The sequence below is a fragment of the Psychrobacter submarinus genome (assembly GCF_904846685.1).
GTDB lineage: Bacteria > Pseudomonadota > Gammaproteobacteria > Pseudomonadales > Moraxellaceae > Psychrobacter > Psychrobacter submarinus.
Genome location: NZ_CAJHBQ010000003.1, coordinates 178,200 through 198,407, shown reverse-complemented (window position 1 = coordinate 198,407; position 20,208 = coordinate 178,200). Strand labels below are relative to the sequence as shown.

General features: G+C 46.0%; 16 protein-coding genes and 1 tRNA gene. 3 read left to right on the top strand and 14 right to left on the bottom strand.

What is annotated here, in order from left to right; all coding sequences use genetic code 11:
• Positions 1 to 83: 83 nt before the first annotated feature.
• The 13 genes from JMY03_RS10160 to rimO all read right to left on the bottom strand — a co-directional run bounded on the left by JMY03_RS10160 (position 84) and on the right by rimO (position 15,505).
• Positions 84 to 218, bottom strand: coding sequence for a methionine/alanine import family NSS transporter small subunit (locus JMY03_RS10160; RefSeq protein ID WP_201603529.1), 135 nt, complete (start codon positions 216 to 218; stop codon positions 84 to 86).
• A 40-nt stretch (positions 219 to 258) separates the two neighbouring features.
• Complete coding sequence (locus tag JMY03_RS10155; RefSeq protein ID WP_201603528.1) at positions 259 to 1,776, bottom strand: sodium-dependent transporter; 1,518 nt, start codon at positions 1,774 to 1,776, stop codon at positions 259 to 261.
• 283 nt (positions 1,777 to 2,059) lie between these two features.
• Positions 2,060 to 2,839, bottom strand: a complete 780-nt coding sequence (gene lpxA / locus JMY03_RS10150) for an acyl-ACP--UDP-N-acetylglucosamine O-acyltransferase (protein ID WP_025647078.1) — start codon at positions 2,837 to 2,839, stop codon at positions 2,060 to 2,062.
• 66 nt (positions 2,840 to 2,905) lie between these two features.
• Positions 2,906 to 3,415, bottom strand: coding sequence for a 3-hydroxyacyl-ACP dehydratase FabZ (gene fabZ / locus JMY03_RS10145; protein ID WP_201603526.1), 510 nt, complete (start codon positions 3,413 to 3,415; stop codon positions 2,906 to 2,908).
• Positions 3,416 to 3,922: 507 nt separating this feature from the next.
• Complete coding sequence (lpxD, locus tag JMY03_RS10140) at positions 3,923 to 4,939, bottom strand: UDP-3-O-(3-hydroxymyristoyl)glucosamine N-acyltransferase (RefSeq protein ID WP_201603524.1); 1,017 nt, start codon at positions 4,937 to 4,939, stop codon at positions 3,923 to 3,925.
• 171 nt (positions 4,940 to 5,110) lie between these two features.
• Entirely contained in the window at positions 5,111 to 7,561 is a 2,451-nt protein-coding gene (gene bamA / locus JMY03_RS10135) for an outer membrane protein assembly factor BamA (protein WP_201603522.1), read from the bottom strand.
• Between the two features lie 262 nt (positions 7,562 to 7,823).
• On the bottom strand, positions 7,824 to 9,206 hold the full coding sequence (gene rseP / locus JMY03_RS10130) for an RIP metalloprotease RseP (protein ID WP_201603521.1): 1,383 nt from the start codon (positions 9,204 to 9,206) through the stop codon (positions 7,824 to 7,826).
• 34 nt (positions 9,207 to 9,240) lie between these two features.
• Positions 9,241 to 10,473, bottom strand: coding sequence for a 1-deoxy-D-xylulose-5-phosphate reductoisomerase (gene ispC / locus JMY03_RS10125; RefSeq protein ID WP_201603518.1), 1,233 nt, complete (start codon positions 10,471 to 10,473; stop codon positions 9,241 to 9,243).
• A gap of 54 nt (positions 10,474 to 10,527) precedes the next feature.
• Complete coding sequence (locus JMY03_RS10120; RefSeq protein ID WP_201603516.1) at positions 10,528 to 11,337, bottom strand: phosphatidate cytidylyltransferase; 810 nt, start codon at positions 11,335 to 11,337, stop codon at positions 10,528 to 10,530.
• 107 nt (positions 11,338 to 11,444) lie between these two features.
• Positions 11,445 to 12,194, bottom strand: a complete 750-nt coding sequence (uppS, locus tag JMY03_RS10115; protein WP_201603515.1) for a polyprenyl diphosphate synthase — start codon at positions 12,192 to 12,194, stop codon at positions 11,445 to 11,447.
• Positions 12,195 to 12,336: 142 nt separating this feature from the next.
• Positions 12,337 to 12,891 carry a ribosome recycling factor gene (gene frr, locus JMY03_RS10110; RefSeq protein ID WP_025647086.1) on the bottom strand — a complete coding sequence of 185 codons (555 nt, stop codon included), beginning with the start codon at positions 12,889 to 12,891 and terminating at the stop codon, positions 12,337 to 12,339.
• A gap of 89 nt (positions 12,892 to 12,980) precedes the next feature.
• On the bottom strand, positions 12,981 to 13,706 hold the full coding sequence (gene pyrH / locus JMY03_RS10105) for a UMP kinase (protein ID WP_025647087.1): 726 nt from the start codon (positions 13,704 to 13,706) through the stop codon (positions 12,981 to 12,983).
• Positions 13,707 to 13,921: 215 nt separating this feature from the next.
• A complete protein-coding gene (gene rimO / locus JMY03_RS10100) occupies positions 13,922 to 15,505 on the bottom strand; it encodes a 30S ribosomal protein S12 methylthiotransferase RimO (RefSeq protein ID WP_201603513.1) in 1,584 nt (527 codons plus the stop codon).
• 160 nt (positions 15,506 to 15,665) lie between these two features.
• Between rimO and JMY03_RS10095 the strand changes: the two genes are divergently transcribed.
• The 3 genes from JMY03_RS10095 (at position 15,666) to JMY03_RS10085 (ending at position 18,990) form a co-directional block, all read left to right on the top strand.
• Complete coding sequence (locus JMY03_RS10095) at positions 15,666 to 16,973, top strand: two-component system sensor histidine kinase NtrB (RefSeq protein WP_201603512.1); 1,308 nt, start codon at positions 15,666 to 15,668, stop codon at positions 16,971 to 16,973.
• A gap of 43 nt (positions 16,974 to 17,016) precedes the next feature.
• Positions 17,017 to 18,699: a sigma 54-interacting transcriptional regulator gene (locus tag JMY03_RS10090; protein WP_201603511.1), complete on the top strand. Its 1,683-nt coding sequence runs from the start codon at positions 17,017 to 17,019 to the stop codon at positions 18,697 to 18,699.
• Positions 18,700 to 18,905: 206 nt separating this feature from the next.
• A tRNA-Leu gene (locus JMY03_RS10085) sits at positions 18,906 to 18,990 on the top strand.
• Between the two features lie 70 nt (positions 18,991 to 19,060).
• On the opposite strand, the gene JMY03_RS10080 is transcribed toward JMY03_RS10085, so the two are convergent.
• Positions 19,061 to 20,020 carry a serine/threonine protein kinase gene (locus tag JMY03_RS10080; RefSeq protein WP_201603510.1) on the bottom strand — a complete coding sequence of 320 codons (960 nt, stop codon included), beginning with the start codon at positions 20,018 to 20,020 and terminating at the stop codon, positions 19,061 to 19,063.
• Between the last annotated feature and the right edge of the window lie 188 nt (positions 20,021 to 20,208).

Sequence of the window (20,208 nt, the reverse complement as noted above, 5' to 3'; positions counted from 1 at the left end):
TCTTATTTCTGTCTCTGTTCATACTAAAAAAGCCAGTCACTCATATTAGTGACTGGCTTTGATACATTTATCTACTGATAGTCTTAATAAATTTGATCATCAGGCAGCTGACTCATGGGAATATCAGGATGCTTTCTTAGATGCAAAACAGCTAAGAGCAAACCGCCCCATATAAGCAGCATGGAGATAATCATAAAAATAATGGCTGAAGTTGACATAATTTATTCCTATTAAAGTGTCCGTCTAAGAGCAGTATGATTAGCGTGCATCATCAAGAGCGCGAGCTTTATCATCTTCTTCGTCATGGATACCTTTCATACGAGAGAGTATAAAGGCACCTAAGCCAAATAGTACCACCACGCCCCAACCAAATAGTAATAGGATGGTTGTTGAGTAGCCTTCATAAGGGTTTTGTACCAAATCAACTAATCTCATACCTAGCGCAATGACCAGTACAACAGGCGTAATAACCGTCAGCATAAATACCCAAGCACCGCCTAATTTGACACTAGACACCTGATTGATATGCGCTATTAAACCTGGGATTTTGCGGCGATTAAACCAAGTGACCAAGACAATAGACATGAGTCCACCTGCGACGATACCGATGTTATTAGCAAAATGATCAATCACATCGACCAATACCAATGAGCTACCAGTAGAGAAAGCTGAGATAGATATAACCGCAGATACACCCACGATTATGGCTACTGCTTTTTTGCGCGACCAGTCAAATTTACTTTGAAACGCAGAGACGGGTACTTCTAAGATACTAATTAATGAGCTAATACCAGCAACGACCAACGAGCCAAAGAATAAGAAACCGACAAAGTCGCCACTAGCGCCCATAGTAGAGATGATTTTGGGGAAAACAAAGAAGGCTAGTCCAACGCCGCCACTCGCGACTTCAGCAACATCTTGACCGGTTGACATCGCCATAAAGCCAATAGCTGAGAAGATACCGATACCTGCAATAAGCTCAAATGAGGAGTTAGCAAAACCAACCACTAAGCCTGCGCCTGTTAAGTTAGTGTTCCTTTTAAGGTATGAGGCATAAGTCACCATGATGCCAAAACCCACTGATAGCGAGAAAAACACATGCCCATAAGCAGCTAGCCAAACACTAGGATCCGCCATTCTGGTCCAGTTTGGTTCAAAAAAGGCATTCAAACCAACCACAGAGCCTGGCAAAGTGACGGCTTTGAAAACCATAATACCAAACAGCACAATAAGTAGTGGTAAGCAGATTTTGTTCGCAAGCTCCACGCCTTTACGGATGCCGCCAAACATAATCAATAGCGCTAAAGCCCAGACAATCACTAGACCTGTAAACATCTGCGGTACAAAGACGGAGGTCAGCTCGCCAGTATGCTGTATAAAGTCACTGACAAAGAAGTTAGTGGTATCCTCGCCCCACTTTTGTCCAAACGAGAAGACCATATAACTACCTGCCCAAACGATGACGGCGGCGTAATAGATGGCAATGACAAAAGAGACCAAAGACTGCCACCAACCGACAAACTGACCAGATGGTGAGAATCTCTTATAAGCTCGCGGCGCGGCGGCGCGGTATTTGTGGCCAATAATATAATCTAAAAATAATAACGGAATACCTGCGGTTAATAAGGCGATAAGATAAGGCACCATAAATGCCCCACCACCATTATCATAAGCCACATAAGGAAATCGCCAAATATTCCCTAATCCAACTGCTGAACCGACAGCTGCTAGAATGAATCCAGTACGACTGGACCAATTTTCCCTTTGCTGTGCCATATAACACTCCTAAAATTCACTGGCGTTCTCTTTTAATGCCCTTTAAGTACCTTAAACGCTGCACTTTAGAGCAGCAAGATAATCAAAGAGACTACCAGTCAGCTATTGGTTAAAATAAGTTACTAAAACCTTACTACATATGACTTGAAAGTTTCTGCTAATCGACAGCAAATGTCAAGAAATGATAAACACAAAAAGCCATAACGTTATGTTATGGCTTTTAATGATAGAGGTTATGATGTTTAGACTCGAAATGATAGTACCAACTGTGCTGAGCTAAATTTTAACGGACGACACCGCGTTTACTGTGCTCTAAAGAGTCAATGAGTAGCTGGATTTTTGGCTCTTTGGGTAGCAGCTCATTTTGTAAAACCTCAAGCGCTTGGACAGTGGTCAGACCAGACCTAAAAACGACACGGTAAGCTTGACGTAAGACGTCGATAGTCTGTTTCGACCAGTCTTTTCGGCGCATGCCTTCTATATTTAGACCGTGAGCGCCTGCCGGATTGCCCGATACCATAGTAAAAGCCGCCACATCTTTTAGAATAAGGCTCGCTCCACCGACTAAGCTGTAGTCATCAACGCGGCAGAACTGGTGAATACCAGAATTGCCACCAATGATAGTATGATCGCCGATGGTCACGTGTCCGGCAATGCCAACGTTATTTGCTAAGACATTGTGGCTACCAATGGTACAGTCATGAGCAATATGGGTATTGACCATCAGTAAGTTGTGACTGCCAATCTTAGTGATAGTAGCGTCTTGCGCGGTACCGCGGTGTAAGCTACAAGCCTCTCGAATAGTATTATGATCACCAATCTCAAGCCAAGTACGCTCACCGGCATACTTAAGATCTTGCGGATCCTCGCCGATACTAGCGAACTGATAAAACTGATTGTGCTGTCCTATACGTGTCAACTTAGCCACTACCACATGACGATGCAAGATCGTGTGAGCGCCGATAGACACCTCATCACCAACGATACAATACGGTCCTATAACCGCCGTCTCGTCAATAGTTGCAGAAGGTGAGATGAGTGCTGTAGGGTGAATCTGGCTCATAGTACAGGCCTTAGTATCATCTAATTCAATGGAATAATAAAAGTAGTTCGTGCTGATTTGCCGAGGTTATTTCTCTTGGCGAGCAATCATAATCTGAGCACTGACGGCGAGCTGCTGCTCAACGTGAACCGTACAGTCAAACTTATAAATACCTTGCTTTTGCATAGTAATCTTAGAGCGAATGATAAGCTGATCCCCTGGAATCACTTGCCGTTTGAAGCGCACCTTATCTACTCCGGCAAACAGGTAGAGATAGCCATCCTTAGAGGTCAAACCGGCACTGATAAACCCTAAAACACCAGAAACTTGCGCCATACACTCAACCATCAACACCCCTGGCATAATAGGCTCGTCAGGGAAATGACCATTAAAAAACTCTTCGTTGATGGTGACGTTTTTTATACCGGTGATCCACTCCCCAGGTCGACAAGCCGTAATCCGATCGACTAGCATAAAAGGATAACGGTGCGGTAAATAATGCTTCAAATCATGATAAGTCAGCGGTAAGCTCAAGCCGTTTGTTGCTAACTTACTGATATCTTCATCCGTTAACTTATCGAAATCAATGGCACTCATAATGGGCTTCCTTGCGGTACTCGCAATCAAAATATAAATTAGAGATATGCTGTTTTAGGGCGTGTTGAACATTCACAAGAAGGCACTGCTGATAGCTGCTAGTTAATCGAAGCTGTGTTCTAGTCGTCGGGAAAATTGCAGGTAATGCTCATTGCATTGGCTAACTGATTTTATTTAAACAGTTACAACGACTAGGGCGATTTTAGCATCAGCCCTCACTCTAACAACAGGGACAGGACTCTTTTTTGCCGCTTTATTGATAAGAACTGACGTATAGAATGACTATACTTACCATTTTTATCTGCAAATCGTCTAAAAAATAGTCTCTGTCAGTGCCACGGTCGAATGTCCAACACGCCCTAGACAGACACTTTTAAAACAGTTCACTTTAAATCAGTTAAATAAAAAAATAATCACATCTAAAACCAGTTGCTTTTTAAGTCAGCTGCTTTTTAAATTGGATACTTTTAAAACAGTTGCTTTGGCTGTTGGCGTAGGGTTGACTACTCAATCATTACCCATTTGACGAAAACGTACTGCCGCGCGTCGCCATTTGGCTGTAGGCATAGCGGCTGTACCCGATGAATAAGAGCCTGAGGTTTTGATCGATTTTGTCACCATAGTCATACCAGATAAAGTGACATCGTCAGCAATCTCAATATGACCGTTGATACCGACAGCGCCGCCCACGATACAGCGCTTACCAAGGCGAGTGCTGCCTGCGATACCAGTATGAGCGGCGATGGCAGAGCCGTCACCAATATGGACGTTATGCGCTATTTGTACTAAATTATCGATAATCACATGATTACCGATAACCGTATCATCAATAGCGCCGCGATCGATACAGGTATTGCTACCTATCCGTACCTGATCGCCAATGACCACACGCCCTAGCTGAGCAATACGCTCCCAGCCACTATCACTCGGATTTTTGGTTGGGGCGAAGCCAAAACCTTCGCTACCTATACTAGCGCCGGCGTGAATTCTCACTTGGTTGCCGATGATACAGTCGTGACCGATAACCACTTGTGACTTAAAGTGACAACGCTCACCAATACTCGTATCAGCCCCAATAACTACATGGGCGTCAAGACAACTGCCTGCGCCTATCTGTGCGCGCGCGCCAACCACACAAAACGGCCCTATGCTGACCCCTTCACCGATGATAGCACTATCAGCAATGCTTGCTGCCGGGTGTATGACGCCAGTCTCAGGCTTTGACTCAAATAACTGAGTACTACTCGCATAAGCCAAATAAGGATTGGCAACGACCAAAGCTATCGTCGGTGCGCGGGCAATCTCAGCATGCGGCTCATTGACTAACACGGCTCCAGTCTCACTAGCGGCAAGATAAGAGAGGTATTTTGGATCCGCCAAAAAGCTGAGCTGGGTGCTAGTAGCGGTAGCCAAACTGCCGACGCCGCTAATTTCAAAATTAAGCTGCTCAGAGCTTAGCGCCGACTTGTTCAGTACAGGTTGGCGCTGCTCAATTTGTGTAATGAGATGCTCAATGGTAGTCATAGTCAGTAACACTGCTAATAGTATAGTAAAACAATATAGTGAAAATAGGCACTAAGCTAAGATAAGCTAACAGTTTAGCTCAGTCATTCGTAATGCTCTATCGCTTAAGAGCTGACGTGTTAGTCAGCTCTCCATCAAGCCATTATGGCAGCGCATTAAAAGTAAGGTCAATTAAAAAGTACTACCAATTTGGAACTGGACTTTTTCGGTCTCGTCGCCTTCTTTGTCGCCAATAGGTACCGCATAACTGATCGAAATAGGTCCGATAGGCGTGTACCAAGTCACGCCAGCACCGGCACTAAAACGCAGATCATTGTCTTGCGTTAATAATGGAACATCTACAGGATTATCATCTGTATCTACAGGACGCTCACCCGTTACCGGGTCAACGAAGTTGCGATCTTCTCTATCGGTAGTATCAAAGACTTGTCCACCTTCCGCGAATAATACCGGACGTACTTGATCCGCCCAGTCGCCTTTGAATGGCATAGGCAAGATAAGCTCAGTACCGAAGCTTGCTAAGGCGTTACCACCGACCTCTTCGTCTCTGATACGATCACGACCAAGAACCGCATCAGAATAAGCTTTCGATCTAGGGCCTAAACTTGAGGACTCGTAGCCACGTACAGAGCCATAACCACCAGCGTAGAAATTCTCATAAAAAGGCAAGTCATTACCATAGCCAAGCTTAGTGTAACCGCGTGCAATCACATCTTTATAGATCGGATAGTAGACGTTACCGCGATAAATGGCTTTTTGATAATCAGCATCGCCAAAGCCAATAGTCGCATCGACGCTATGGCTCATGCCCTTCGTGGGAAACACTGGGCGATCTAGCGTGCTGTAGTCCCAGCCTAGGAGTAAATTATAGCTGATATAATCATTCTTGAAGGTGGAAGCGCCTTTAATAGGGTCACCACTGTCATCTACAATTTCACTAAATGAGCCTCCATCGTCGACAATCTGGTCGACGTTAGACACGCCAAGGAAACGCCCGCCGCGAACCTCAGTATTATCGATGTTGATACCAGCGCTTATGCGTTTAGTCTCGTCAACAGGATAGCTATAGTTAAGCGTAGCGCCATAAGAGTCGGTGACATAGTTACTGACGTTTCTATCATCATATTTGGTCTCACGGTAATAAGCACTGACCCCTTGTGAGACGCCATTTTCAGTGAAGTAAGGATCGGTATATCCTAAGCTATAAGAGTCGCGTGTCTCTGAGCGTGAAAGTGCGGCATTGACGCGGTTACCGGTGCCCATAAAGTTGTTTTGAGTGAGGTCTAACTGGAAAGTTACCCCGCCACTTTGAGAGTAACCAGCGGCAATCGTTGAGCTACCTGAGGGTTGTTCTTCAACGGTATAGTTCACATCGACTTGGTCTGGCTGATTGGGCACCGATCTAACATCAACGTTAACGGTTTTAAAGAAACCGGTGCGCAATAAACGTGTGCGCGATAGCTGGATTTTTTCGTTAGAGGCCAGTGATCCTTCTAACTGACGCATCTCTCGGCGCAGTACTTCGTCTTGGGTTTTTATATTGCCGTTGAAATTAATACGGCGCACATAGATAGGTCTTACCGGATCGATATAATAGTCAACATCGACGATCTTGGTGTCGTCATTAATACGCGGTACTGGGCGAATTTGTGCTAGATAATAGCCTTCATTGCCATAACGGTTTTTGAGCGCAGCAGTTGTTGCATCAAGCTTAGCTTGCGAGTACTGCTCATCGGCATTAAAGGTCACAAGCTCGCTTAGATCATCGACATCGAATTTGGGCTCGCCCAAAAAGCTAATATCCCCAAACTGGTATTGGTCGCCTTCGGTTAAGCTGATTTCAATAAAGACGCTTTTTTTATCTTCACTAATATTGAGTATGGCGTTGTCAACGTTAAAGCGCACATAACCATCGTTCTGGTACAGCGCTTTTAGGTTCTCTAAACTTGCGCCTAGTTTTTCTTTGGCGTAGCGATCTGACTTAGAGATGATATTGGCCCATGAGGTTTCTTTTACTGCAAACACATCTTTAATCTCTTCATCACTAAAGTGCTGATTACCAATAATATTAATATCAACTACTTTGGCCGCTTTGCCTTCGATGAAGCGCACGTCAAGCTTGACCCGATTACCATCGAGCAAAGTCTGATCCACTTCGATACTGCTGTTGTAATAGCCTTGGGAGATATATTGCTGCTGCAGCTCGTTAGCGACACCTTGTAGCGTCGCTTGCTTGAGTACGTCGCCGACTGATAAGCCAGCGTTTTCTAAGCCTTGCTCTAGCCCTTCTTTGGGAATAAGCTGGTTGCCCTCAAAATTGACTTCGGCAATGACAGGACGCTCAACGACATCAAAAGTCAGCTGACTACCCTCGACACGGCTTTGAATGTTAGCGAAGTTGTCAGTAGCATACAAAGCTTTAATACTAGTCGCTAAGCTGGCATCGGTCACCATATCACCGACGCTAATAGGCAACACTGGATAAAGACTATCGGGAGTCAGGCGTTGTAATCCGGTGAAACCAATGTCAGTTGCCACAAAATCTGCCGCTTGTGCAGAAACACTCATCATGGCTACCACTAATGGCAACCCAGCCGCGCTCGTAAGTAAAGGCGTACGCATAAATACTATCCGTCAATAAAAAACTTGCTTAAGTTAAGGTAAAAAAGCATATTTTGTCTACCTTATTGAGACTTTGCTTATGGCTCATTAAGATAGAATTAGAACACTTTATATAAAACGCATCATAAAATAAACTAAAAATTACGTTAAATAAAGCTTAGCTACTATGAGTATTGTTTATTGCTATTTGTATAATGTTAGGCACAATCCTGCGCAGGCGTTAGTGTAGCGCATTTGGCTCGATATGTCGCGCCGCGTTCGCCTAAAACAGCCGGCTAATATCATTACCAATCGCTAACACCATGAAACCTACTAGCAAGAGTAGACCTATATTTAAGCCTGCGATTTGCACCCCTTCTGGTAGAGGTCTGCCTCGTATAAGCTCAATAGTGTAATAAACAATATGACCGCCATCCAATATCGGAATGGGTAATAAGTTCAATACGGCAAGACTAAGACTTATCAAGGCAGCAGTAGATAGTACCATCTCCCAGCTGATATCGAAGCTTTGCTTAGCGACTTTGGCAATAGTAATGGGGCCAGATAAGTTATCCAACCCTATCATACCTGAGAGCATCTTCCCCATTGAGCTGACCGTCATTACCGCTAACTGTTCGGTTTTCTCAAATGACTTCACCAGTGATTCACCAGGACCATAGACGACGGTATTTTTATAAGCATCAGGGATGACAATATCAGTCTGAGCGACCATAGCGCCAATCTGCCCATAGCGATTGCCTAAATTGTCTTTTTTGCCTTGTGGCATGATCTGTAACTGTAGCGGCTCGCCATCACGAAGCACGGTGAAAGTGAGCAATACTTCTGGGCTATCACGGATAATACGTGTGACACTAATCCAATCGTTAATAGGGGTATCATCGATAGCGGTAATTTCATCACCGACCTGCATGCCCTGTAAACTTGCCGCACCATCAGCAGTCAAATCGCCAATAATAGGCTCAATAGTTGGCTGCCACGGTAGCGTGCCAAAGCTTGTCAGCGCGTCTTTGCCTTGCGCCTGCCCTTGCATAAAATTAGTCACCGGCGCTTGGTAAGTGGTTCGCTGAGCGCTTGCCGCCTCCATAGCTTGTGATTGTAAGGTAACGCTCACATTATCGGTCTCACCCATGCGACTTGCTAAGCGATAGTTGATGTTCTCCCAAGTTTGCACCTCATGACCGTCGATAGCGACAATCTTCTCACCCGCTGGCAGCTGCGCCATAGCGGCTGGCGTGTCGGGCAGTACCTCACCGATAGTAGTCGCTAGCTGCTCTGAGGGCGTCATAAACAATACCCAAAATAAAGCAATGGCGATAATGAAGTTCATGATGGGGCCAGCGGCGACGATAGCTATTTTTTTTAAAGGATGCTGACGATTAAAGGCTAAGTGCTGCTCATGTTCAGCCACCTCACCTTCACGCTCATCAAGCATCTTGACATAGCCGCCAAGCGGCAAAGCAGATACTCGGTAGTCTATACCGCTGCGCTTACTGGTCCAGCCTGCAAGCTTAGGCCCAAAGCCAATAGAATAAGTTAGCACCTTGACGCCGCATAAACGCGCAACGATATAATGCCCCCACTCGTGCAAAGCAATCAGAGGTCCTAGTACAAATATAGCGGCAAGCAGCGTTAATATAAAAGTCATGGATGTCTCAAATTAGGTATAGATTTAAGCGACCTCAAACCATCTGTCCCGCTATCTGGCCCGCCATTTGGCCAATAAGCGTCTGTGTGTAGCGGCGTGCGGCGTCATCAATAGCTAAGATATCATCGATACTAGCATCAGCAGTTAAGCTGGCTACTTTGACTTGGCTCAGCGCTTGCTCATTGATATCCGCTATATCAGTTAAGCGTATCCGCTCTGCTAAAAATGCCTCGACCGCAATCTCATTAGCCGCATTCAACACAATAGTCGCCTGAGTGCCCGCCTGCATCGCTTGCCGTGCTAAGCGCAGACAAGCAAATTTCTGCAAATCTGGAGCAATAAACTCTAAGGCGCTTAGCGCAAATAAATCTAACGGCTGTGAGCCGCTGTCGATACGCTCAGGATAGCTTAGCGCATGAGCAATTGGCGTCTTCATATCGGGACTACCGAGCTGAGCCAAATAGCTACCATCGTTATATTCTACCATTGAGTGAATGATACTTTGCGGATGAATCACTACGTTTATCTTATCTTCTGGTAAATCAAACAAATGACAGGCTTCAATCAGCTCCAAGCCTTTATTCATCATCGTCGCTGAATCGACAGATATCTTCTGCCCCATGGACCAGTTAGGATGCTTTACTGCTTCAGCGACCCCAGCTTGCTGCATATGCGCAAATGAATGCTGCAAAAAAGGTCCGCCAGAAGCCGTCAGCCAAAGCTTACGCACCCCATAAGAGGACTTGTGAATCTGCGTATTATCTTGCTGAATAGACGGCGGCAAACATTGAAATATGGCATTGTGCTCAGAATCAATCGGTAATAAAGTTGCGCCATGAGTCTTAACCAGTGAGATCATCACTTGCCCAGCCATGACTAGCGCTTCTTTATTGGCTAATAAGATACGCTTACCGGCGCGCGCGGCTTTAAGCGTCGAGGACAACCCTGCCGCGCCAACGATAGCCGCTACCACCGTATCTACTTCACTGTCAGACGCGATATCATCAAGACCGGCAGGACCACCAATAACCTCGGAGTCTAAGCCTGCCTGCGCAAGCTTGGCGGCAAAGTCATCGACCTTATCTATAGGCACACAAACGCGGGCAGGGTTGAACTGCTGGCACAGCTGCAATAGCTTATCTAAACGCTGATGACCTGATAAGGCATAGACATCAAAGTTGTCACTATGCGCTGCTAAAATAGCTAAGGTGCTATCGCCGATGGAGCCCGTCGCGCCAAGTACAGCGATGCGTTGTCTGTTAGTCATAAGCTTAAGGGCCTATAGTGTTATCAATAATAGATGAAGAATAAAGAGACTTAATCAGCCTACAAGCAGACCAAGCTGCTGTAGACCTAAGAATCCTAAAGCAAATATAGGGGTGGCCGAGAGCAATGAGTCAATACGATCTAGCACGCCGCCGTGTCCTGGTAGGATAGTTCCCGAGTCCTTAACTTTAGCGCGGCGCTTGAGCATCGACTCAAACAGATCGCCTAACACCGATATCAAAATAGTCACCACAGATAACGCGGCAAAAGCCAGCAGTGCAGTGCCCGACAATTGCAGCATAAAGACGCTAATACCGATAACGACTAATAAACCGGTAACGACTCCGCCTGCCAGTCCTTCCATGCTCTTATTGGGCGAGACATTTGGCGCCATTTTACGTTTGCCAAACTTACGGCCAACGAAATAAGCCCCGCTATCAGCGCACCAGACCAATAAGAACACATACATCAGCCACCAAGGCGACTGCTGCCACAAAAAGAACATAGCAGTAATGGAGGCAACCAGTATCACCATTCCCATGGCTGACAGTCTGCGGCCATACCAGCTGGTATGAGTCGGAAACTTACTCACCCAAGATAAAGCCACCAGCCATATGATTAAAGAAGCTATCCACCATAATACCCAGGTCATCGGCAATACGAGCGAGATGAGCGTCAGTGCCAAAACAATTAACACAAAAATCGTCGGCTGACGCCATTTTGGCATGAGCTTAGTCCATTCATGGGCTGCAATCGTCACACCAATAGCCAGTAGAGGCGCAAAAAATATAGGCGTTTGGCTTGCAAATAGCGCAATACCTACAATGATAATTAAGACGACTGCTGTTCTAATCCGTTGCCACATACCAATCAAGCCTTATACTCATAGTTGACAGAACTTCAGGGGGTATAGGGTATCTGAGAGTTGACAGACACTTATAACGTAATCATTCACTCTTTTTGTACTTTTCACTAATTAGTCGTTGTACTAGCGACTTGCTCACTAGTCTTGCCAAAGCGGCGCTGACGCTGACTAAACTCCTTTAGCATACCATCAAGCTCTTCTGCGCTAAAATTCGGCCATAATGTTTGCGTAAAAAACAGCTCAGCATAAGCGGATTGCCATAATAAAAAGTTCGATAAGCGGTACTCTCCGCCCGTACGAATCAGCATATCGACCGCAGGCTCATCTGCTAGCTGTACATATGCGCCTAATTTTTCTTTGGTTATCTCTTCCACCACCAGCTGTCCTGTTTGGACTTGCGCGGCGAGCTGTTTTGCAGCATGGGCAATATCCCACTGACCACCATAACTAATAGCAATCACCAATCTCATAGCATCATAGTGGGCAGTCTGAGCCTCTGCATCGGCCATCTGCGCTTGTAAATCGTCAGACAACTGGCTACGATCACCAATAAAGCGTAGCTGGATTTGATACTTCTGCATACGTGGTAGCTGCTCACTAATAGTCACCGATAATAAGTGCATGAGTAATGCCACCTCGCTCGGTGGTCGCTGCCAATTTTCACTAGAAAAAGCAAATACCGTCAGTACTTCAATGCCTACTTCGCGGCAGTACTCCACTACAGGGTCCAGCGCGTCTTTACCTTTTATATGGCCTTCGCCTTTGCCTAATTCGTGTTGTTTGCCATAACGATTGTTGCCATCCATAATAATAGCAATATGTCTGGGCTTTAGGCCTATGTCAGTTTCTGTAAGCATTCTTTAGCCATCTTAGTAGTAATAAATTCTTAGCCATAAAAGCTAACTAATAAAAAACTGGCGTCTCGACAATACCACTTGCAAGAGGCCAGTTCTTCATTGACATTCAGGTTTTGACTTTGCGTTGAATCTAGCAAGCCACTTATACTTCCATCAAATCGCTTTCTTTTGTGCTTAAACGCTTATCGATGGTGTCGATATATTTGTCAGTGATTTTTTGAATATCATCATTAGCGCGGCGCTCATCGTCCTCTGAGATCTCTTTTTCTTTGGCTAGATCTTTGATGTCATTCATCATATCACGGCGAATATTACGAATAGAGACGCGGCTGCTTTCCGCTTCACTACGAGCGAGTTTTTGCATATCGCGGCGAGTCTCTTCGGTCAGTGCCGGCATAGGCACACGAATCACATCGGCGCTCATTGGGTTAAGACCCAAATCAGCTTCGCGAATGGCTTTATCTACTGCTTGTACCATAGTGCGATCAAACGGCTGCACCAGTAAGGTGCGTGAGTCTTCAACGTTAACGCTAGCGACTTGGTTCAATGGCGTGTCGGCACCGTAGTAGCTGACCATGATCCCTGATAGCATGCCAGGATGGGCACGGCCAGTACGCACTTTACTAAAAGTATTATCAAGCGCCTCTAGCGTTTTTTTCATGCGCTCTTCGCCGTCTTGTTTGATTTCTTTAATCATCATATTTCCTTAATTTATCTATACGACAATAGTCATAGTTGCTTATTTTGAAGAGATACGGTTATAAATCGTGGACTGCCGATTTATGACTAGTGATAAACACGAGTGCCTTCATTTTCGCCCATAACGACATTCAATAACGCGTTAGGCTTAGTCATATCGAATACTTGTAGCGGTACATTGTGCTCACGGCACAGGGCAATAGCGGTCAGATCCATGACGCCAAGCTTTTGCTCGAGCACCTCATCAAAAGTGAGGCCATCGTACTTGGTCGCATCGCTATGCAGGCTTGGGTCTTTATCATAAACTCCATCAACCTTAGTCGCTTTTAAGATCAGACCAGCTTCAATCTCAATACCGCGCAGGCAAGCAGCGGTATCTGTGGTGAAGAAAGGATTACCGGTACCGGCAACAAAGATACAAACCTCGCCGTTTTTGAGATAACGAATGGCATTACGGCTGCTATAGCTCTCAGTGACTTCGCCAATAGGTAAGGCTGACATCAAGCGCGTTTTGATATTGCGGCGCTCAAGTGCATCACGCATCGCAAGGCCATTCATAACAGTCGCCAGCATCCCCATCTGATCGCCTGTGACTCGGCCTACCAGACCCTCTTGTTGTAATTGGGCGCCGCGATATAAGTTACCACCGCCGACGACGATACCGACTTGCACCCCAAGGCCACGTAGATGAGCGATAGACAGACTCATCTTATCGAGCACCTCAGTATCAATACCCATGTCTTTGCCGCCCGCTAAGGCCTCGCCTGATAGTTTAAGCAAGATACGCGAAAAACGGGGATTTTTATCAGACATAAGAGCACCTTTTTATCATTAAATATTATCGTTAAATTACTATCAAAACTGTCATCAAGTCGCTGATAGCTTGATCAGCACAGCAAATCAGGCTAAATTGCGCTAATTGTAGCAAAAACTATCCCTTATTGGGCAATTTTCATTCACCGCTTTTGTCATTATGCCTGACGGATATACGCTTTTATTGAGCCTTAGCCCTAGCCTTAACCTCAATCTTAACCTTGAAAGCTTGCAAACAAATCGTATTCGCTAGCGTCATCGATAGTCACTGTTAAAAACTGGCCAACTTTTACCGTAGCGTCAATATTGTCGACATAGACATGACCGTCAATCTCTGGCGCGTCCGCGTAACTGCGGCAGATAGCGATATCCTCTTCCACATCAATCTCATCAACTAATACTTGTAGCGTCTTACCGATTCTCTCTTGTAGCTTTTGCGCGGAGATCTCTTGTTGGAGCGCCATAAAGCGCTCATAACGCTCCTGCTTCACCGCTTCGGGAACGGGATTTGGCAAGTCATTGGCGACAGCGCCTTCGACTTCTGAATAAGTAAACGCGCCGACTCGGTCTAGACGGGCTTCTACTAGCCAGTCGAGTAGACACTGAAAGTCCTCTTCGGTCTCACCGGGGAAGCCGACCACAAAGGTTGAGCGAATGACAATCTCAGGGCAAATCTCACGCCACGCTTTGATCCGCGCCAAGGTGTTTTCGCTATGCGCGGGGCGTTTCATGGCTTTGAGGATTTTATGACTGGCATGCTGGAACGGAATATCGAGATACGGCAGCAGCTTACCCTCGCCCATCAGCTCAACCACTTTATCGACATGCGGATACGGATAGACATAATGCAGGCGCACCCATATGCCTAATTGATTAAGCGCTTGGCACATATCATAAAATTTGGATTTGAGCGGCATACCGTTCCAAAAGCTGGTCTTATATTTAAGATCTAAGCCATAAGCTGAGGTATCTTGCGAGATGATAAGTAGCTCTTTGACGCCAGCATTTTTTAGCGCTACCGCTTCATTCATCACCTGATCTATGGAGCGCGAGACTAAATCGCCGCGCAGGCTTGGAATAATACAAAACGTACAGCGGTGGTTGCAGCCCTCAGATATCTTTAGATAAGCATAATGGCTTGGCGTCAGCTTGATGCCTGCCTCGTCGATCAGATCGATTTTGGGATTGTAGTCTTTATCTTGCTCTTTAGTAGGGCGCGGCACATGCTGGGCAACAGCAGTAATGACCTCGTCATAAGCATGCGCGCCGGTCACTGACAATACGGCTGGGTGCATAGTACGGATTTTATCCGCTTCTTTGCCCAAGCAGCCGGTGACGATCACTTTGCCATTTTTACTGATGGCTTCACCGATAGCGTCGAGCGACTCTTGTACTGCCGACTCGATAAAACCGCAGGTATTGACGACGACTAAATCTGCGCCGTCGTAATCACTGGCTACTTGATAACCATCGCGGCTCAGCTCAGTGATAATGCGCTCGCTGTCTACCAAAGCTTTTGGGCAGCCAAGCGACACAAAACCGATTTTGGGCGCAGTGACAGGCGAGCTTGCATGAGCTTGAGCGCTGCTGCTACTTTGTTCGATACTACGGTTTTGGTTATGATTGGCTTTATGATGATACGCTTGAGTAGTGCTGGAGGCTTGCTCAGGACTCTCGCTACTCGGTACTTGCGCAGGATTGAATACTGTCGCGGTGTTTTTTAGCGCGGCATTAGCTGGCGATGGCGCTACCGAATCGGCTAAAATAGTATCATCTGATGGCATAGAATTTTTGGACATAGCTGACCTTGCTTGAGATAAAATGGCTGAGCGCATTGTACGTTTTTTTTGTGATAACTGCTAGTTTTGCCATGCTATGCTGTTGATTTATGGTTAAATGTTATTGATTTAATACATCATCTCTATGAACCATGCCCCCTTTTACTCTATAGGCTTTTTTATGAGCAGCCATTCGCTAGCCTCTGCTACTACGCCCGACTTAGCTTTTATCTCCCAGCAACTATTCACCGCCATCTTATGGGTTGATGACTCCTTAGTTATCGAGTGGATCAATGCGCAAGTAGAGCAGCTACTGGCTATTAGCCGCGGTAGACTGTTAGGGCAATCTATACTCAAATTACTCGCACCCGAAGAGTTAGAGCATATAGCGACAAACCTGTCTATAACGACAGATGATGCTCCAACCGGCCTACTGACTGAGCGTTTTTATCAAGCGCAGCAGTATCAGCAGCCCTTTGTCACTCATGATCATATAATAGATTTTTCTTCTGATAGCCGTGATGTCCTACTCATAGACTATAGCGTAACGCCGGTTGTATATCAGGAAAGACCCTATTTCATCGTTGAGATGTGGGGTAAAGATCGGCAAAGCCGCATCACGGAAGACCAGCGCCAACAGCAGCAATACGAAGTCGCTCGGCAAATGCTGCGCTCGGTGGCTCACGAAGTCAAAAACCCACTTGCCGGTATTCGCGGAGCCGCGCAGCTACTCGTGCGCCAGTTCAATAAAATCCAAAAGCTAGACGGCGACCCCAGTGCTCTCTCGCTAAGCTCAAACGACAAAGCCACCACCGCTACGTCTAATATACTATTAGATAAAAGTATGCTTAAAGACAAGCTTCATGCGTATACTGATATCATCATCTCCGAGACCGATCGCTTAACGCAGCTCATCGGTCAGCTGCTAGGGTCCAACCAGCCTGCGCATTGGCAACTCATTAACATCCATCAGCCACTAGAGCATGTCTTGGCCTTAGTCCTTAGTCAGTATCCTAAAGTGACTATAAAGCGTGATTATGACTTATCTTTGCCAGAGCTTACAGCTGACAAAGACCAGCTGATTCAGGTATTTTTAAACTTACTTAATAATGCTTGTGAGTCGATGACCGAATTTGCGCAGTTGCAAGTCGATGCAAACTATCAGCCGCAGTTAGCCATTCAAACACGTATTGCATTTCAGCACACTATCGGTCAGCAGCAGCACAAACAAGTACTACAGCTCTCTATCACTGATAACGGCGGCGGTATAGAATCAAGCTTACTCGGACAAATATTCTTCCCGATGGTGACGAGCCGCGCGGCGGGTACGGGGCTTGGCTTGTCGATTGTACAAGACATTCTCAGCCGGCATCATGGTATGATTGAAGTGCACTCTAAGCAACATAAGAGTGGCAATTCAACTTGCTTTACACTGTACTTGCCGTTTACTCAGCCACTGCACTCACTTAATGCTGTCAGTTATAAATAATCCCTACTGCTAATAATGACAATAACGATGAGTTAATAACACTATGACCACTCTTGCTACTCTATGGCTTATCGATGACGATGCCGCACTACGCTTGGTATTGGCCGACACTTTTACCGAAGCTGATCTGACGGTTATCAGCTTTACACAAGCGCAAGCGGCCTGGACGCGCCTCAATGATATTTTACAAAAGCGCGAGCCTGCATCGCAGCTCCCTGATGTTATCTTGACTGACATTCGTATGCCGATGATGGATGGCCTGTCATTCAGCGATTGGGTGCATAAGCACTTCCCTGAACTGCCTATCGTCATTATGACTGCACATTCCGATCTGACGTCAGCCATCAATAGCTATCAGGCAGGTGCGTTTGATTATCTAGCCAAGCCCTTCGATTTGGATGATGCTGTCGCGATCATTTATAAAGCGCTCAATCATCAGCCAGATAGTGATACTCATCAAGACCGCTTAATGGATCAAAGCCGCACGGCGATAAATAAAGAACCTATAGCATCACACTCTACTCAGAATGCAGACAACCAGCAAAATACTAAAACTGCTAGCGATGTTAAGAAGCCTGTCTCTACACCAAGCGATAACACCAATCCGAGTGGTATTATCGGGCAGTCGCAAGCCATGCAGACTGTGTTTCGCGCGATTGGCCGTTTGGCTCATTCGCCGATTACTGTACTGATCACCGGTGAGTCAGGTACAGGTAAAGAGCTAGTGGCAAGCGCCCTACATCAGCACTCGCCGCGCGCCAAGCATTCCTTTATCGCGCTAAATATGGCAGCGATTCCGCATGACTTAATTGAATCTGAGTTATTTGGCCATGAAAAAGGCGCTTTTACTGGCGCGACGACGCAGCGTCAAGGCCGCTTTGAGCAAGCTGATGGCGGTACGCTGTTCTTAGATGAAATCGGTGATATGCCGTTTAGTACGCAAACGCGGCTACTGCGCGTGCTCGCGAATGGCGAGTTTTATCGGGTCGGTGGTCAGCAGCCTGTTAAAGTCGATGTGCGTATCATCGCTGCCACCCATCAAAACCTAGAGCAGCTCGTCCAGCAAGGCAAATTTCGCGAAGACTTATTTTATCGCCTCAACGTCATCCGTCTACCGCTGCCGCCTTTGCGAGCCCGCCGAGAAGACATTCCAGCCTTAGCCAGTCATTTTATGCAGCAAGCAGGCAAGCAGATGAACACCGCCGTCAAACAGTTAAGTCCTGATGCTCTGCGTAGTATGCAATCCTTTGACTGGCGCGGTAATGTACGCCAGTTAGAGAACGTTTGTCTTTGGCTGACAGTGATGGCGGCTGGGGATACGGTGCTTACCCAAGATCTGCCTCCTGAACTGCTCGCCGATAATGCTGCGGACTCATTAAGTAATAATAACGCTCAGGCCGCTCTTACTACTCAAGAAATTCCATCCGCGCAAATGAATAGTACCTCGCCTGTCCATTCGCATACTTCTACAGCGATTACTGAAACTTCGATAAGTTGGCAGCAAGCGCTAGCAGACTGGGCTAAACAGTCTTTGCAAGCGGGTGAAACGGACATCCTACAGTTAGCGACCCCAGAGTTTGAGCGTGTACTGTTGAGAGAAGCGCTTAGCCATAGCGGCGGGCGCAAGCTAGCTGCGGCTCAGCTATTGGGTTGGGGCCGTAATACGTTGACACGCAAGCTAACATTGCTTGATGTATCGTCGAGCAAGCCTACTACAGAGGAGTAGCCAAGTCTTTGATTAGCTTGCTTTTCCTATAAAAGGATTACAGATTTTCATTTAATCTGCAAAAAAATTAAATTAATTTGCAAAAAGGGGTTGCCAAAACTGCGAAACTCTATATAATAGCCAACCACTGAGACGCACTACCGAATCAGTTATCTGTCTGTTAGACGTTTGAATTTAAGCGCTGACGATGATAGAGTGACGATAATGGGGCTGTGGCGGAATTGGTAGACGCACCAGATTTAGGTTCTGGCGCCGCAAGGTGTGAGAGTTCGAGTCTCTCCAGCCCCACCATTTTCGGTTAGTACATCTTAGACCAAATATCAAAGCCTGCTTTTTAGCAGGCTTTTTTGTGTTTGTACGTTTATTTTATAATTGTAAGTCCTTCAAAACTAACTTCCTTCATACTTAGATATCTCTCACTGGTTCGTTTCGCCAAAGCCTTATCCAAAACATCTTGATAATGACTATATTGAAAAGGCAATCGAGGAATCGGCCGTTGGCAATGCTGAATCGCCCAGTCTCGCCATGGCTGCGTAGTTGACGACTCAATAGCATACGGTCGCATGCCCGCCAAAACCTCATACATCATAATGCCAAACGCATAGATATCACTTTGCACCGTACTGCTCTGCCCTTGCCATAGCTCTGGCGCAAGATAAGCTGGCGTACCCGCGCTGTTTTTAGCTTGTAGCTTGTTTTTAGAACTATTTGCAATTGGTCTCGCTAAAGCAAAGTCCGTTAATAGTAAGTTCTGCTCTTTATCCATTAAAATATTACTAGGCTTAATATCGTTATGCAGCCACTCTTTATCATGTAGAGACTTTATGAGCGCTGCCGCTTTGACGATAATTAAGTGCTTTTGTGCCAGGGTTAGTGGCTGCTTGAGATGTTGCGCCAAACTGCCTTGCGTGTAATAAGGTATAGCTAGCCAAGTGAATGACTGCTCTTGTCCGAGTATATTTAAGCGCAAAGTGCCGTAAGCGAGAACGGGCGGCGCGGTAGTGTTTTTTTGAGCGGCTCCATTGCTACTTTGCAAACGGTTTACTACTTTCAGCACCTTTATTTCATGATTCAATGATGCTGCATCTAAAGAGCTATCAGGGCTCAGTTGCCATTTTATCATCACCTGACCAAACTGAGCGTGAATAGCTCGGCTTAAGCCTTGATAGGTTTTTGCAGTGTCGTTTGGTTGGCTCAGCCGTTGATGCACGATATTAAGATAGCCTAGTTGCATAAGCGTATGAGTTATCGTAGGTAAGAGCTTATCAGCTTGCAGTTGCAGCTCTTGTTTTTTTGACCCATGACTTTCTTCATCTTTCATAGTAAAGTAAAGCCCTTATGTGGCTATAGTAGACCTGATTAAAAGTGTTATGCGTTTGATTGACCAGCAAGACTAATAAAATTTTCTGGCGTGCCGTGCCTACGCAGACAGAGGCTGCAATAATTCATAGCAGCCTTGCATAACATTTTCATAGTGAACTGACTAGGGCGTGTTGAACATTCGACCTT